Raw genomic sequence first — 15160 nt, 5'->3', positions numbered from 1 at the left:
CTCCTCCCCAACAGCTTTCTCTATCCGGATATAAACGAATTGCGAACCCGCCCCCAAAACGTCAGTCGCTTGTAGCGAGCGAATTTCACTTTGTCAGGTCCCACTCGGCAACGAATGGAACACACATCTTTCCATACTGCCTGCTCACGGTCCAAGCCGATCATAATCTCAGGATTCATGACGATCAGCTCTACTTCATGATGCTTCGGCAATACGAGCGAGCTGTTGATCGTTCGATACGCTTGGTTATTGATCGAAGCAATCTCGGACAACTGGATCGCCTCAATGGACGGATGAACAATCGCTCCATCCACCGCCTTGTTGTAGGCTGTACTTCCTGATGGTGATGAAACGATTAAGCCGTCACCGCGAAACGTCTCCAGCTCATCGCCATTTATATAGACGCATGTCACCAAGGTAGACAGATTCGCGTTACGCAAAACCATTTCATTCAACGCCCACTTTTCATACTGCTTTCCATCTCTGGTGCTAATCCTGCATTGGACTGTCGGGTATTCCGCGATCAGAGGCTCATCGTTCATCAGACGCTCAACGAATTCGTCCAGCTCCTCGGGACGCCAGTCCGCATAGAAGCCAAGATGTCCCGTGTGAATCCCCACATAAGACGGCTCAATCCCGTATTGATGGACGGCCTCCAAAAGTGTCCCGTCTCCCCCGATGGACAACACCATATCCGGTTGCTCACTTGGTCCCTTCACAAAGGTAAACGGGCTATTGGCTGCATGCAGCTTTTCTTTTAATGCTTGTTCCACTTCTCGTGTATAATCGTCATTTCGCAGTACAGTCGCAATCTTCATGCTGGTCTGCCCTCACTTTTATCCTTACAAGCGGTCATGTACGCTCTGTTGTTTGTCTTCACTATACCATAGGAAAAATCGACTTGCATAAAATCCCACTTGTCACCAGCGGTCACTCTGAAAAGACTGCTTGCGAAATTGAGATAAACGCCTCTCTGTAGCTGGTGATATTTCCCGAGGAAGCTCATCCCAAGCGAAAAAGCGCATTTCCGCTACTTCTTTGTCATCCTTATGCAGTTCTTGGCCAGGTGTGAGGTCGACATGATACAAGGCAATGTGGTCTCGTTTCCCTTCCCGCTCACTGTAAAAAAGATGGCAGAGGGTAAGTCCGTCCGTTCGTATTCCGCACTCCTCCCACAACTCCCTGCGAGCAGCATCCCCAAACGACTCTCCTCGCTCTACCCCTCCTCCCGGCAAATACCAGCCATGGACATACGTATGCCGAATTAACAAGACTCCCTTTTCTTCATCCGTTACAATGACACGCACACCCAAGGTGAGAGGCTTGCGGATTTTCCAATACCATTTGGCCACTGCATGGTACCAGGCCATATTTCCACCTCACTTTTTCCATGTGCTACCATTCTTTAGTCACCTATATTTTCCCTGCCATAAACAAGAAAAAAACAGGCCTATCGGCGGCCTGTCTCACGCGAGACGATTCTCCAGCTCTTTGACAACCGCCTCTGCTTTTCGAATCCATCTCGAATCAATCTGTGCGTCCTTGTCTATCGGCTCTTGAAACTGATTCATCAAACCCGAAGCGAGCGCCTCCGTGTAGCCGATATCTTCTTCTACCCCAGTCTGGTACACATGCCGGATCACAAACGGCCGCCCGAGTTCCAGCCATGCATCCGGGCTATCGAGCTCGCCTTGCAATACTTTTACAGGCAAGCGCAAAAAGACCGTGTTTTTGTCATCCAGCGCCCGGTCGAAATACCCTTGCTCATAATCCCAGTTGGATAATGTAAAATGCGGCTGAAGCGCCTCACGAAAATAGCCAAATGTCGCCCGCGTGCCTGGCAAGCTGCTGTTTATTTGTTTCATCGTCCATCCCTGCCTTTATTTATTCTATGAGAAACGTCCACCGTTTTGTTCGTAGTGTGTGACAAAAGGCGAGGTTGTACTCTCACATCTACAAAAAGCAGCAAGCCTCCTAAGCCGTGATGGCCTTGAGAGGCTTGTAAATTCCCCACCATTAAATCAAGACAATTGTCAGGAGCGTAAAGAGCGCCAATGGAATGATTTTACGTCCGTTCCGGCATCTTTTACGTCTTCTTCCTTGAACTTTTGGCAAAACATATGGCGGTGGGGGTGGTGGCGGCGGACAAAAAAATGGTGGATACGGCGGGAATGGTGGAAATGGCGATAGATTTTGCTCCCAAGGACTTACCTGCTGCTTCTGCTCGCTATACGGACTGACTTGGGGAGCGGGACGGTTACTGCTGCTATACGGGCTGACTTGGGCAGGACGATTGCTGCTGCTAAATGGGCTGACCCGTGAGTTGTTGGAACTGCCGAAAGGACTGACCTGACTGTATGGATTGAACTCATCGCCGTAGGGACTTACCTGCGGATAGTATGGATTACCTCCATAAGGACTAAGATCGCCATAGGGAGGATAACCTGCATACGGATTATAGCTCACATACTGAAAGTAATAATCAGGATATTGCCCCCATCCTCCATATGGCTGCCGATTGGCCACTTCCATTACTTGATAAGGATTGTAGTCCTCATAGTTCTCATAGTTCTCATAGTTCTCATAATCATACTCTTCGAAAACTTCTTCTTCCTCAGCATCCTGGTCTACGACTTCTACGTATACGTTCTGGTCATCATAATCGACAATGACACCTTCAAACACTTGCCCGTCAATCGCTTCGATGCGCACTTTTTTCTCCACGTGCTCCTTGCAGATGTTGTGCACATTTTCTCGCATATCCTTTAACAGGCTGACAAATTGAATGTCAGCCTGATACAGGTTTTTTTCAGAATCAGACTGCATGGAAACTCCTCCCCTTCTGGTGTTTCTTTATTACCATATACAAGTGCCCATGGGGAGGTTACCGGAATCTAGGCGAGACTAGCCCAATTTATAGAAAGCGGGCAGGTAAAAATGGCAAAAGGCGCTCCGTCTCCCCTTTTTCCACAAAGTCCGCCATCGATTTAGCCGTGACGGGGGAAAGCAGGATACCATTGCGAAAGTGTCCACCTGCGATCGACAGACCTTCCCAGCCAGGAACAGGGCCCAAGAGCGGCTTGCCATCTTGGGTCGCAGGTCGAAGTCCACCCCAAGCTTCCAGAAAGGTAGCGGAGTGTAGCGCAGGAACATACGGCATGGTCCCTTGCAGGATACTGGCTAACCCCGCCATTGTGACGTCCCGCTGGAAGCCACTCTCATCCTCAGTCGCGCCAATGACAATTTTTCCATCCTTTTTCGGAGTGATGTAGCCTGTCGTTCCGAAAATCACTGTTCGCAATGGAATGCCCACGGACGAGACGGCCGCAATCTGTCCGCGTACAGGGCGAATCGGCACGGTAACACCAAGCATCTCCAGCATCATCCCAACCCACGCTCCTGAGGAAATTACCGTCTGTGCGGCACGCAGTGACCCTGCAGAGGTCTCGATCCCGATCACTTTTCCGCCTTTTACCGCAATACCGCTCACCACGCAGCCAGATAACATCTTGACTCCTTGCAATTGGCAAGCAGTAGCCAAGGCGCGAAGAAGCATTCGATTGTTGATGTGTCCCTCGTACGGCGAATAGATGGCCGCTTGCACTTGATCGGTCAGAAGCGGCTCTACCTCTTTCACTTGCGCTGTATTCGAGAGCCAGTGTACAGCATGTCCCGCTTCTTTTTGCCAACGGTACTTGTCCGCGAGCTGTTGGACTTCCTCCTCATTTAACGCGACGGTCAGCAAACCATCCAAGCTTAGCTGTACGTCTCCCCCAGTCAATTCCTCCAGCTCTGCTGCCCATTCCGGGTATAGCGCAAGTGACTCCATGGCCAGATCGAGCATCGGTCCAGGTGCCGTGAATTCCTTCAAAGGAGCAAGCATTCCGGCCGCAGCAGAAGATGCCTGACCTCCCCATTCGCCCTGCTCGACCAAAGTAACGCTCACACCGCGCCGTGACAGCTCATATGCCAAGCTCAATCCGATAATTCCTCCACCCACTACCAGACAATCACTCATCTTTTTTCTCTCCTCACCATGATGTTCTTTATGTAGATTAAAAACTTCTTGAACGTTGCTGCTGTGGTGTGGAGGAAACAGGAGAAAACGCTCAGCTTCTAGGGCCACCCCCTGTGGGATTGACTGCACGACTCCATGCAAAAAGCGAAACCGCGTCCAAAGTGGTCTCTTCAGGATGTGTTTCAGAGGTGGACGCTTAAGTACGTGTTTCTCTTTTTGCATTGCGTCTCGGTCGGTGTCCCTAAGATCTTCGCTTTTTTCTCCTGTTTCCTCTACGAGCTTTCCTTGTTATCCGATATTTTAAAGCTTTAAAAATTATGAAGAATGCCATCAGTTACGCCAGAGAAGAATATTTCCAGACGTAGCGACTTGTGGAATTCTACCGAGCGGAGAAGGGATTCGCGGGCAGTCTTGACCCCCAGCAGGACGGAGCCTGGAGCCTAGACTGGAAATATTCTTCTCTCCCCTACAGCCACATGTCCACTTCATAACAAAAAGCCCACCCGTTCCTATAGCAGGAAAAGGTGGGCTACATACGCATAGGTAACAATCAAGTGAAAAAGCGCTGTCTGCCGGCAACCGTATCCCTGCGCCGGCATGATCCGGATCAGGTGCAATGGGTCGATGGTCGATTGCTTCCATCCTCTCAGCCCCGCATGAAGGACTCCCCAAGTTGCTTGTTCATTATGATATTCCTTTGTAAGTATAGTCCTGTTTGCAACGATCTGACAAGCACGTCCGCTGGTTAATCCTCATCCTTCACATCGTAGCTCTCCGGAATCGGGTCATGACGCGCGGCATCCTCGAACTCCCGGAGCTTGCGAATTTCCTCCAGATGATGATTGAATTGCTCTTTGTTGATGATGTACTCATTGCCATCATGGACAGCACGGATGCGCCCCTGCTTGATTTTTTCCATAATAAACGTCTCGGGGAGTTCCAAATAGGCAGCTGTCTCCTCGACGGTCAAATACGTCTTATTCTCGCGCAATCTAGCCTCCAGTTCCGCTTTCTGCCGCTCGTAGCCCGGCTTGCCCAGCAAGGCAAACATATTGGTCTTGTACGCCTCCACCCCTGGCTGATCAAACGGATTGACGCCTAGCAAATAGCCGCTGATTCCGCATGCCTTTTCAAAAAAGTAAATCAGTCCACCGAGATAGTAAGCTGTTGCCTCCGGTATTTCCACAAGCAGATTCGGTACGCCGCCGTCCACATGGGCCAACACCGTTCCCTCGAAAGCTTTTTTATTGACATACCCCATTCGTTTGCCAGTCAAAAAATTTAATCCATCGACGTCAGCGGGGTCCTCCTGGACAGTCAAATCCACAGCGGCCTTCGTCACAGACACAACGGTCTCAAACAAATGCCTCATGCCGTCCTGTATGTATTGGCCCAACGAATGCAAGTCCGTTGAGAACTCGGCAGAAGCCGGAAAAATCCCTTTGCCATCCTTGCCCTCCGATTCTCCGAAGAGCTGCTTCCACCACTCAGCAAAGTAACGAAACTGCGGTTCATAGCTGACCAAGAGCTCCACTGTCTTGCCTTTTCGATAGAGTGCATTGCGAATAGCCGCATACTGATAGCACGGATTATCGCGCAAATCCATGACCATGTAGCGTTCTCGTGCATCCTTTGCCCCTTGCATGAGAGCATCCATGTTCGCCCCGCTTACAGCGATCGGCAACAATCCAACCGCGGTCAGGACTGAATATCTCCCACCGATATCATCTGGAATGACAAAGCACTCATAGCCCTCGTCATCCGCCAGCTTTTTCAGGGCTCCCCGCTGTTTATCGGTCGTAATGTAAATTCGTTTTTTGGCCTCTTCACGTCCGTATTTCTTTTCCAGCCATTCCCGAAAAAGCCGAAACGCGATAGCTGGCTCTGTCGTCGTGCCCGATTTTGAGATGACGTTGATGGACACATTTTTTCCTTCTAATACGTCCATCAGATGAGAGATATAAATCGGACTAATATTGTTTCCCACAAAATAAATCTCTGGAGAATGTCGCTTGGACTTCGGCAGCAAATTGTAGAAGCTGTGGCCCAAAATGTCAAGCACCGCTTTTGCCCCTAGATACGAGCCCCCGATGCCAATCACCAGAAGCACATCCGAATCCGATTGAATCCGGGCTGACGCTTGGCGAATTCGTTCATACTCGTCCCGGTCGTATTGTTCCGGCCAATCGACCCAACCAAGATAATCCTTGCCTGGTCCAGTCCTTGAATGAAGCATTTGATGCGCAATTTCGATCGCTGGAGAAAGCTGCTCCCACTCATGCTGTTTGACAAAGGCTCGAGCGTTGGCGTAATCAAAGCGAATCGTTTTGTTCATAGCTCCCCTCCGAGGAACGTCATCTCATCTTTATCTATGATATCACGGCAATTGGCAGCAAAGAACCTTCCCACAAAACGTATCAAAATGCGTTTAATTATGTCCAAAATGTGAACATTCGTCATTTCATGTTACCTTTTTCCAGTACTACCGTAAAAACCTTTCGAGCAATGAAATAATATGGTTCTTACCAAAGCAAGGAGAATGAACATGAAAAAACGATGGTGGATCATCGGTTCCGTCGTAGTCCTCCTGGGCATCGGGGGCGTTGCGTTTTCCATGATGGGATCGCAACAAGCTATGGGAATGCCTGTCAACATCGGCGCACCAACGAAATCAGCTTTGGAAAGCAAGGTTTTGACATCAGGGCTCGTCACCGTAGAAGACAAGCTCAAACAGTACGCCAACGTCACTGGAACCTTACGTGAGTTTGTCGTCAAAGAAGGCGACAAGGTGAAAAAGGGACAAGTGATCGCGAAAATCGACACGTCCGATGTCGATAGCCGAATCCTCGAGCTGGAAGCGCAAATGGAATTGGCCAAAGCCAACCTCGCCAAGGCACAAATCGGCAACGAGCCGGAAGAAGTCGCACAAGACCAAGAACGCGTCTCCCAAGCCCAGCGTGAATACGACGCGGCAAAGCGAGAATACGATCGGATGAATCAATTATTCACTTCTGGCGCTTCTACCCAGCAAGAGCTGGACAAGTTGAAATCACAAATGGATAGCGCTCTATCTACGCTGAATGTCGCCAAGCAACAGCTCGCTCTCAAGCAAAAGGGGCCGCGCAAGGAAGACATTGCCGCTCAGCAAGCCCAAATCAACAAGCTGAATGTAGATAAAGCACAGCTGAATAAAGAACGTGTCCAGAGCGTTGTCGTCGCACCTATGGATGGAACCGTCATTGGCGTTGCAGCTGATAACGGTCAATACGTCAACAAGGGAACAGAAATCTTGACCCTTGCCAATCTGAACAATCTGTTGATTGAAGCAGATATTAACGAATCTGATGTCAACAAGCTCAAAATCGGTCAGTCTGCCACGATTGAAGGCGTGACGCTCGGAAAGAAAAAGCTGAATGCGGAAGTAGCGCGCATCTCTCCAACCGCGACCACTACTGCCACCAAGTCGGGGCAAGGTGAAAAAACACGCGTCAAAGTCACCCTCAAGCCATCTGGAGATCTATCTACTTTGAAGCCTGGCTTCCACGTGGACATCAACATCTCCGTAGAAAAAATCGATAATGCCTTGCAAGTGCCAATCGAAGCTGTGCAGCAAGATGCTGACGGCAGCACCTTTGTTTGGGTATCTGCTAATGGTGTGGCGAAAAAGCAGAAGGTCCAAACCGGTATGGAAAATGAGTTGTTCTCTCATGTCAAGTCTGGACTTAACGGTGATGAGCAAGTGATTCTAGGCCCTGTCGAATCCCTGACTGAAGGAGCACCTATCATGCCGATGAGTGGCGGCGGCGCACCAATGGGTATGTAACACGTAAAGAAGGAGGTCAGCCGACGATGCTTCATGTAGAAGGCTTGACGAAAGCATACAAGACGGGTGATACCGTACTGCCCATCTTAAAAGGTGTCTCCCTGCTGGTGGAACAAGGCGAATTCGTTGCCATCATGGGGCCATCAGGCTCAGGGAAATCGACGTTTATGAACATGCTTGGCTGTCTGGATCGTCCAGATTCGGGTTCGTACATGCTAGATGGCATTGAGGTTAGCAGCTTGAAGGATACGGAGTTAGCCGTTGTTCGCAACCAAAAAATCGGCTTTGTGTTCCAATCGTTTAATCTACTCGCCCGCTCTTCCTCCTTGCACAATGTAGAGCTGCCGATGATGTACGCGAATGTCAGCCGCTCAGAACGGCGCAAGCGGGCAACAGAAGCACTCAAACGAGTGGGATTGGCTGAACGCATGGACCATAAACCAACCCAGCTATCCGGTGGTCAAAAACAGCGTGTAGCGATTGCTAGAGCACTGGTCAATAAGCCTGCCATCCTGTTGGCAGACGAACCGACGGGAAATCTGGACAGCCGCTCCGGAGTAGAAATCATGGCCATGTTTCAGGAACTGCATGCGCAGGGCGTTACGATCATTCTCGTTACCCACGAATTGGATATCGCCCAGCATGCTGAGCGAATTGTGACTTTCAAGGATGGCGTTATCATTCGCGATGAAAAGGTTACGGAGCGAATATTCTCCAAGCCGTCTGACGAGGTGATTGTCACATGAATTTTATGGAAAGCTTTAACACCGCCGTGGAGGGTATCTGGGCGAATAAAATGCGCTCGATCTTGACCATGCTCGGGATTATCATCGGGATTACCTCTGTCATTGTCGTCACGGCACTCGGTGAAGGTGGACAGAGAGCCATCAACGAAGAGATGGAAAAGTTCGGGCAAAACACGTTTAACGTCTTCATCAATTGGGAGACAAAAGAAGAGATAGCCTCAGAAGATATGACCGTGGAAGATACCGAGGTGCTCGGCAGAATTAGTCCTGCCATCGAATACATCGTGCCTTCCAACTCCAGTACGATTGATTTGAAGGGTCCGAAAAAAGAAGAGCGCGTCAACCTCACTGCCTCCACTGCTGATTATTTTTCGATGCAATCAACATTGAAGGTAGCAAAAGGGCGACTTTTCAACGAAATCGATGACAAAGAACAACGCGCTGTCATCGTCCTGGAGGAAGCTCTTGCTCAAAAGCTGTTCGGCCAAATGAGCCCGATTGGTCAGCGTGTTCGTTGGGGGAATCAATCTCTCGTCGTAATCGGGACGTACACGGAAGAGAAGTTCAAGTTCGATATGGCAACGAGCTATGGAGCGATTATTCCCATCCGTTACGAAATGAGCCTGCAGGAAGAGCCTTCTGTCCAAATGATCATGGGAAAAGCGATCGACAAAGCCTCTGTCGAACCAGCCATGCAGCAGGTCAAACAGTACTTGAGCCGCAAGCATCAAAAGGAAGACCATTACAGAGTTCGCAGTATGCAAGAATCAATGGATCAGTTTAATCAAATGACGGGTACCTTGACGCTGATCTTCAGTATCATCGCAGGTATCTCCCTCGTGGTTGGCGGAGTCGGCGTAATGAACATCATGCTTGTATCCGTGACAGAGCGTACTCGGGAAATCGGGATTCGCAAAGCATTAGGGGCACGCCGACGAGATATTTTGATTCAGTTTTTGATTGAATCGGTCATCGTCTGCTTGATCGGTGGATTGATCGGGGTGTTGTTCGGCCTTGGTATCGCTTCGATCATCGCCTATTTTGCACAGTTGCCGCCGCTTATGTCCTGGAACAGCGTGTTTATCGCATTCGGCTTCTCCAGTGCCATCGGTATTTTCTTTGGCCTCTATCCGGCCAACAAGGCAGCCAAGCTCGATCCAATCGAAGCACTGCGTTACGAATAATGAAAAATGGCTAGCCATTTTTTCTTTCCTTGAAGAAAAAACAAGCACCTGTAAGCTCTCTGGCTACAGGTGCTTGTTTATGTTGGCAACGTATCTGTTACCAGCTTCAAAAGAAAAAAAAGCGCAATCCCCACGCTCGCGACTGTCCACCAGAGCGGCTTGCTGTCAGCCTTTTCTGCCTTGTAGATCCCAATTAACTTCCAGGTACCCACCGCCACGCACAAGAGGCTAAACAGGAGCAGGATTGTCCCCATGACCTCCCTCCCCTCACTCCTAGCTATATGGGGATGAGAGGGAAAAAATCACTTCTTCGGGTCCTTTTTGCCCAATCGGCCGAGGATCATCCGGCCCCGTTCCTTGATGGACTCGTCCTTGATATCTTGTTGCCGCTTTTTCATCAAACCGTTTTTGGAAGTATCCGGTCGGTCCGTTTGCCGTCCATCTCGCATTAGCTGTACTTGCCTCCGCCTTTTTTCTCGTAATCGTCCAAAAGCTCACCAAAGCTCTTGTTGCGCTCGCGTTCTTCCTGTTCCCGGCGCTTTTGTTCGGCTGCTTCCTTCTCTTTGCGCTCGCCTTCTGTCTTCATGTCTTTTTCAAGCTGCTTGAGTGCCCCGAGCGCATCTGAATTCAGCATATCCTTCAAACTGTTCAATCCGCTTTTCGCGTCTGTCGTAGTTGTTGTCGCTGCTTGATGTTGTGGTTTTCGTTGTTTTTTCGCCATTTGAATTGCCACCCTTTCCCTATCCTCATTCTGTCCTCATTCTCTGGCCCCATCCGGGTCATACTATCTACATCTTTCACAAAGAGGAGGACATCACATGGTTCGCAACAAAGAAAAAGATTTTGGAAAAACCGCTGAAATCCGAGGACCCAAAGCCCAATCTGAGGCTGTCCGTTCTGACGGCTCCATTAATAGTGAACCACAAGAAAGGCTAAAAGAAAACCGCTAACAAAAAAACCGCCGGGCAGCCATTATGCTCGGCGATTTTTACTCTTTCTAAAGTTTGATGAGTCTACAGGGAGTGTAATCTCATGAGAATGAAACAAAATCAATTTGGAAAAGCGGAAACTGTTCATTGGAGAGCTATGCGAAGAAATTTCCGAAGTGCTAAGACAAAAGCCTAAGGATGATCTTCATCAAATCGTGAAAAAGTCCTTTGAACATAATAAAGCTAGATTAAGGTATTTTTGAGGTTCTTATCCCAAAAACTCGGGAGACGAAAAGCTAAGAAAAACGGAGCTAGAGCGAGAGCGTGTTTTTTCCCCAAAAATGCCGTTTGTCCAAGTTGGGAGGACATTTTGCCTTGATCTTCTCCATCCCCAAAACGCTAATCTGCGAAAAACGCTCGAAATTGAGGATTCGGGTGTTTGTTTTCATAATGTTTATTATCGGGACCCAAATATAATATAATTGGACGACATGTGAGTGCAAAAAAGCCCAGTGAAACTTGGCGCACGCGGTATATAAGAACATTTCTTATAGAAATGTATAACTTACTGCACCACCCTATGTACCCAGCGTCATACAATACACCAGAAATTGCATAATGTTGTGACAGACGAAGATGAGGGTTTGCCACTCACTGGTGGCTGCGTTACTGTATACAAAAAGCCGATTGCATAAGCAATCAGCTGAGAGAAACTTTGTGAGTGTCGTGAAGACTAAAAACTCATAGGTGGTGGATTGTACCATGACACAAGTGATTGTAGTTCTAATTATATTTACTTTTGTTGCCCTGATTGCCCGAATTGTTTTCCGTTCAATCAAGGAGAAAAGACTTCCAAATCCGCCTAACTATACCCCTTACGATGATGTAATGTTTGGAAAAGTACGCTCGGATGAAACCCGTGAAACAAATAAGGAAAACTAGACGGGTTTCCACTTTCATTTATTCAATCGATTTTAGATCGATTGAATATGACTTTGTTAATGTTTTTACAAATTCTTCACAAGCTTCGTTTCTCTTAGCCTGATCCTCAATGCCTTCTAAAACCTCACTACGGAGCTTGCTGATCGTGTTTTGCTTCATGTATCCTTTAACGACATAGTCAGTCCAATATTCCTCTTCAGAGATTCCCAGAGCTTGAATCAAATCATAAATTGCTTTTTGGATTTCTTCGGCATTTGAGCTTTTGTCTAATTCCTCTCGTTGCTTTTTAGCAAATTCCCTAGCTTCATCCTCTGAGACAGTCAAATTTCGTTTCTCTGCTTCCTTTAATAAAATGGTATCCTCTACAACCTGCTATCCCATTAGAGCCTTCAGATGATTGGCCACTCCACCAAAAACCGAAGTTTTACATAAAACCTATTATCGGGACCCAAATATAACATAATTGGGCGAAGTAATTTGAAAAATAAGGTGCAACATATTACAGAAAAATGATTCTAATATATAAATCGAGCATCTCGTGAGGAGGATTTTTATGCCAATGTGGGCGTTCTTATTAACCATTGTTGGTGGCTTGATCGTATTTGGTGTAATTTATGACCAGATCAACAAAAGAAAAATGAGAAAGACTCCCAAGAACTTGAGCAGCTCCCAAATGGTGTACACAGAGAACTATCTAAACGAAATACGTAATGATATTAGCGGACCACAATAAAAAATGCAGCCCACTCTCCCTTGGGAGGCTGGCTGGGCAACCGCCAACATGATTTTGTACGCTAAGAATTGATAGAACAAGCGAAGCAGTTAATAAGGAGGTCATTGCATGTTTTGGGTAATAATATTGGCTTTTATTGTACCAGTGCTTGTTCTTGGATATGTGGCTGATAGACAACGTAAAAAGAAAGTACACTTAAATGAAATTAATTATGCCGGAAAAGGAAATATAAACCAAACATCCGAGGCAGAAGCTGTAAGTAGAACTATCATGGATAGACCATAAAAAGTGAAACACGGAATTACTCTCATGCTACCATCAGTAAGATCGAAAATAACAGCGTTCAGAGGCCAAATCCACGCCATCTCGCATCTCCCTCAAATCGAATCAAGACGGTATCAGAACTGGAGCCGTTATCCAGCACGATCACTTCATATTTATCAAAATCGGCAAACTGCAAGTTCAGGCTAATCAAGGTATACAGTAGCTGATGAGCTCCATCTCTGACGGGAATGATCACACTCGTTAGCATCCGATCTTCCCCCTTTTTCTAGCATATGCGGCTGGGTCTCATTTGGGCTGGGCGCGAGCTCCCCTCCGAAACCGAATAAGGGGTCAGTGACTGATGCATGCTATGGGATAAAAGGAGGTCCAGATGATGGATAACGATAAGCAAAAGAACGACACGACGAAGGATATTTCCCTCGATGGGACGCTGCCGCATCAAATCAGTGCTCCTGACTTCAAAAACTCGTCCCGTACGATTCAAAAGCCATTCGTCAATGAGTTCGGAGTCGTCATCGGTGACAGCTTGTACGAGTCCCAGGAATCTCCCTTAAACACCTGGAGTACAGAAACCGATCCCTCCATCATGGCAGGGGACCAGTGGGTACATCCGACCAATGACATTGGCTGGAACTCGATAGAAAACCGTGAGCTCCTCGAGGATCAAGAAGAACAAGATGGAGCGCGTTTTATGCACCCGACTTTTGATGTGAGCAAAGGCAAGGACTAATGCCAGCTTTTTCATGCAGCCCGTTCGGCAGAAGCACTTCTGACCGGACGGGTGTTTTTGGATTGCGCTTGCACCTAGAGCTTCGGGACACTACTCTGACTTGTGTTACAATGGAAGACAAGTAGCAGAAAGGAGCTAGTCCATGAGTATCACACTTGCGATAGAGCCAGCGTTTTCCCTTGCCTATCAACGTTATGCCGGCTTTGTACCGGGGGATACGCTTCGATTGTATGTACGAACAAGCGGCCCCGGGACCGGTGGTATGTTTTATGCGATTGAAAAAGATGAGGCCCTTACCGACGATGCTGTGTTTGAAGTAGAGGGGTTGCGATTTGTCATTCGTCCAACTGATTTCTGGTATTTCGACGGGGGACACCTGAGCTACAATCCGCTCTATGGCGAGTACGGCTTTCACTTCACCAATCCTCGTCTGGATGGCAACTAGAACAGAAACTTCTCTTGGCTTGATTCGTAAGAAGGAATATCTGCCTATATCTTCTGGGAGGAAAAACGATGAAAAAAAGCCGTTCAGTCCTTTTGGCGATCGGTGCTTTCTTACTTGCCAATTTAAAATGGATACTTAGCATACTGAAGTTTTCGAAATTCGGGACCACCATTATATCCATGGGGATTACCTTGTGGGCGTATGCCGTTTTTTACGGATGGAAATTCGCCGTGGCCCTCGTCTATCTGATCTTCGTCCACGAAATGGGCCATGTGATTGCAGCCAAGCGAAAAGGAATCGCGACTTCACCCGCTGTCTTTATTCCTTTTGCTGGGGCCTTCATCGCCATGAAAGACATGCCGCGTGATGCAAAAACTGAGGCGTACTTAGCCTACGGCGGGCCCTTGGCGGGGATGATTGCTTTCTTGCCTGCCCTCCCGCTGTATTGGTATACGCAGGACCCTTTCTGGGGGTTGGTTATCTACTTGGGTGCCATGCTCAATTTATTTAACCTGCTGCCCATCTCCCCGCTGGATGGCGGCCGCATCGTTTCGGTATTGTCGACGAAAATTTGGTTTATCGGGTTAGTTGGGCTGGGTGTTATGCTGTTCGCCAACCCAGGACCGATTACTGTGTTCATTTTCATTATCGGCTTGATTACGTGGTACAACCGCCTACGTGGTAGCTATCAACAAAAGCTTCTGCAATACGAGCGCGAAAGGATTGCAGACTTTCAGCAAAGCATAGCAAAATGGCCCGCATTGGAATCGACATGGGATATTCGCACGCAAATGAATGACGAGGTAAATGCGATCAATCAGGAAGATTTGAAGAAATTTTATGTCCCATTTTTGCAGGACAAACAACGCCTTCAGCGTGACTTCAAGCGACTCGATAAAGTGTATCTGAACAGAAAATGGGAACTGTTCAGACTGTGGGAACGAGAGCCTGTTTTGTATTACGATTCGGACCCGAACCGACCGATCCCATCAGATGCGCTTCGTGATGGGGAACGTGCGGCGCAAGATAGATTAGCCGAACTGGATGAGCAAATGCACCAGCTCACTACGTACTACGATGCACCTGCCTCTACGAAGTGGAAGGTGTTAGTTGCCTATCTTGGTCTAGCTGCTGTACTGTCAGCGTTTTTTGTCTACGCCCAACAAATTCTGCACAGGTAACCGCTTGCACTTTGCGTCGCTTGACAGAAACGGATGCCTATCTGCGGCCTTCTCCGAGCGCAAAAACGTGCGCTACGGTTATCTGAGGGTCGCTCTTCCCGACCAAAAGGGCAGAAACGCCCCCTACGGTGGTATATCGCTTTT

21 protein-coding genes, 1 pseudogene and 1 riboswitch are annotated in these 15160 nt (G+C 48.1%); of the genes and pseudogenes, 10 read left to right on the top strand and 12 right to left on the bottom strand.

Features of this window, described 5'->3' with window-relative positions; genetic code table 11:
- Positions 1 to 20: 20 nt before the first annotated feature.
- From ACM6JA_RS27975 to ACM6JA_RS27945, 7 genes and pseudogenes are all read right to left on the bottom strand, one after another.
- A complete protein-coding gene (locus tag ACM6JA_RS27975) occupies positions 21 to 818 on the bottom strand; it encodes an NAD kinase (RefSeq protein WP_414855023.1) in 798 nt (265 codons plus the stop codon).
- 102 nt (positions 819 to 920) lie between these two features.
- On the bottom strand, positions 921 to 1370 hold the full coding sequence (locus tag ACM6JA_RS27970; protein ID WP_414855022.1) for an NUDIX domain-containing protein: 450 nt from the start codon (positions 1368 to 1370) through the stop codon (positions 921 to 923).
- 96 nt (positions 1371 to 1466) lie between these two features.
- The gene (locus ACM6JA_RS27965) at positions 1467 to 1865 is read right to left on the bottom strand and encodes a YugN-like family protein (RefSeq protein ID WP_414855021.1); all 399 of its coding nucleotides are present in this window, start codon (positions 1863 to 1865) and stop codon (positions 1467 to 1469) included.
- 151 nt (positions 1866 to 2016) lie between these two features.
- Positions 2017 to 2826, bottom strand: a complete 810-nt coding sequence (locus ACM6JA_RS27960) for a hypothetical protein (protein ID WP_414855020.1) — start codon at positions 2824 to 2826, stop codon at positions 2017 to 2019.
- A gap of 88 nt (positions 2827 to 2914) precedes the next feature.
- Positions 2915 to 4018, bottom strand: a complete 1104-nt coding sequence (thiO, locus tag ACM6JA_RS27955) for a glycine oxidase ThiO (protein ID WP_414855019.1) — start codon at positions 4016 to 4018, stop codon at positions 2915 to 2917.
- 564 nt (positions 4019 to 4582) lie between these two features.
- Positions 4583 to 4699: riboswitch (TPP riboswitch) on the bottom strand.
- A gap of 64 nt (positions 4700 to 4763) precedes the next feature.
- Positions 4764 to 4988, bottom strand: coding sequence for an excisionase family DNA-binding protein (locus tag ACM6JA_RS27950; RefSeq protein WP_328141112.1), 225 nt, complete (start codon positions 4986 to 4988; stop codon positions 4764 to 4766).
- Between the two features lie 15 nt (positions 4989 to 5003).
- Positions 5004 to 6353 (bottom strand): annotated as a pseudogene (locus ACM6JA_RS27945) (glucose-6-phosphate isomerase); the annotation flags it as partial.
- 210 nt (positions 6354 to 6563) lie between these two features.
- On the opposite strand from ACM6JA_RS27945, the gene ACM6JA_RS27940 reads away from it, so the two are divergent.
- Genes ACM6JA_RS27940 through ACM6JA_RS27930 form a run of 3 tightly spaced genes read left to right on the top strand, consistent with a single transcriptional unit; the run spans position 6564 to position 9771 of the window.
- Positions 6564 to 7841 carry an efflux RND transporter periplasmic adaptor subunit gene (locus ACM6JA_RS27940; protein WP_414855018.1) on the top strand — a complete coding sequence of 426 codons (1278 nt, stop codon included), beginning with the start codon at positions 6564 to 6566 and terminating at the stop codon, positions 7839 to 7841.
- Positions 7842 to 7867: 26 nt separating this feature from the next.
- A complete protein-coding gene (locus tag ACM6JA_RS27935) occupies positions 7868 to 8587 on the top strand; it encodes an ABC transporter ATP-binding protein (protein ID WP_007724719.1) in 720 nt (239 codons plus the stop codon).
- Positions 8584 to 9771 carry an ABC transporter permease gene (locus tag ACM6JA_RS27930; RefSeq protein WP_414855017.1) on the top strand — a complete coding sequence of 396 codons (1188 nt, stop codon included), beginning with the start codon at positions 8584 to 8586 and terminating at the stop codon, positions 9769 to 9771. The genes ACM6JA_RS27935 and ACM6JA_RS27930 overlap by 4 nt, the downstream gene beginning before the upstream one ends.
- A 77-nt stretch (positions 9772 to 9848) precedes the next feature.
- On the opposite strand, the gene ACM6JA_RS27925 is transcribed toward ACM6JA_RS27930, so the two are convergent.
- The 3 genes from ACM6JA_RS27925 to ACM6JA_RS27915 are packed head-to-tail and all read right to left on the bottom strand — an operon-like array spanning position 9849 to position 10492.
- A complete protein-coding gene (locus ACM6JA_RS27925; RefSeq protein ID WP_007724726.1) occupies positions 9849 to 10025 on the bottom strand; it encodes a hypothetical protein in 177 nt (58 codons plus the stop codon).
- A gap of 48 nt (positions 10026 to 10073) precedes the next feature.
- Positions 10074 to 10220: a hypothetical protein gene (locus ACM6JA_RS27920; protein WP_414855016.1), complete on the bottom strand. Its 147-nt coding sequence runs from the start codon at positions 10218 to 10220 to the stop codon at positions 10074 to 10076.
- Entirely contained in the window at positions 10220 to 10492 is a 273-nt protein-coding gene (locus ACM6JA_RS27915; RefSeq protein WP_414855015.1) for a DUF3886 domain-containing protein, read from the bottom strand. The genes ACM6JA_RS27920 and ACM6JA_RS27915 overlap by 1 nt, the downstream gene beginning before the upstream one ends.
- Positions 10493 to 10589: 97 nt before the next feature.
- Here ACM6JA_RS27915 and sspK point away from each other — a divergent pair, with 97 nt between their 5' ends.
- Both sspK and ACM6JA_RS27905 read left to right on the top strand, forming a co-directional pair.
- Complete coding sequence (gene sspK / locus ACM6JA_RS27910; RefSeq protein ID WP_007724732.1) at positions 10590 to 10721, top strand: small acid-soluble spore protein K; 132 nt, start codon at positions 10590 to 10592, stop codon at positions 10719 to 10721.
- A gap of 741 nt (positions 10722 to 11462) precedes the next feature.
- Positions 11463 to 11642 (top strand): hypothetical protein, encoded by a 180-nt coding sequence (locus ACM6JA_RS27905; protein WP_414855014.1) that lies wholly within the window; start codon positions 11463 to 11465, stop codon positions 11640 to 11642.
- A gap of 18 nt (positions 11643 to 11660) precedes the next feature.
- Here the strand turns inward: ACM6JA_RS27905 and ACM6JA_RS27900 are convergent, their stop codons facing one another.
- Positions 11661 to 11966, bottom strand: coding sequence for a hypothetical protein (locus ACM6JA_RS27900; protein ID WP_414855013.1), 306 nt, complete (start codon positions 11964 to 11966; stop codon positions 11661 to 11663).
- A gap of 229 nt (positions 11967 to 12195) precedes the next feature.
- Here ACM6JA_RS27900 and ACM6JA_RS27895 point away from each other — a divergent pair, with 229 nt between their 5' ends.
- Positions 12196 to 12375 carry a hypothetical protein gene (locus ACM6JA_RS27895; RefSeq protein WP_414855012.1) on the top strand — a complete coding sequence of 60 codons (180 nt, stop codon included), beginning with the start codon at positions 12196 to 12198 and terminating at the stop codon, positions 12373 to 12375.
- A gap of 108 nt (positions 12376 to 12483) precedes the next feature.
- Complete coding sequence (locus tag ACM6JA_RS27890; protein WP_414855011.1) at positions 12484 to 12660, top strand: hypothetical protein; 177 nt, start codon at positions 12484 to 12486, stop codon at positions 12658 to 12660.
- 58 nt (positions 12661 to 12718) lie between these two features.
- Here the strand turns inward: ACM6JA_RS27890 and ACM6JA_RS27885 are convergent, their stop codons facing one another.
- Positions 12719 to 12907, bottom strand: a complete 189-nt coding sequence (locus tag ACM6JA_RS27885) for a glycosyltransferase family A protein (RefSeq protein ID WP_414855010.1) — start codon at positions 12905 to 12907, stop codon at positions 12719 to 12721.
- Positions 12908 to 13033: 126 nt separating this feature from the next.
- Between ACM6JA_RS27885 and ACM6JA_RS27880 the strand changes: the two genes are divergently transcribed.
- From ACM6JA_RS27880 to ACM6JA_RS27870, 3 genes are all read left to right on the top strand, one after another.
- Positions 13034 to 13390, top strand: a complete 357-nt coding sequence (locus ACM6JA_RS27880) for a DUF3905 domain-containing protein (protein WP_414855009.1) — start codon at positions 13034 to 13036, stop codon at positions 13388 to 13390.
- A 142-nt stretch (positions 13391 to 13532) separates the two neighbouring features.
- The gene (locus ACM6JA_RS27875) at positions 13533 to 13835 is read left to right on the top strand and encodes an iron-sulfur cluster biosynthesis family protein (protein WP_007724750.1); all 303 of its coding nucleotides are present in this window, start codon (positions 13533 to 13535) and stop codon (positions 13833 to 13835) included.
- 68 nt (positions 13836 to 13903) lie between these two features.
- Positions 13904 to 15016: a site-2 protease family protein gene (locus ACM6JA_RS27870; protein ID WP_414855008.1), complete on the top strand. Its 1113-nt coding sequence runs from the start codon at positions 13904 to 13906 to the stop codon at positions 15014 to 15016.
- The last annotated feature ends 144 nt before the right edge of the window (positions 15017 to 15160 follow it).

Source organism: Brevibacillus sp. IT-7CA2 (genome assembly GCF_949767855.1).
GTDB lineage: Bacteria > Bacillota > Bacilli > Brevibacillales > Brevibacillaceae > Brevibacillus.
This window is presented reverse-complemented; position numbering and strand designations above follow the sequence as displayed.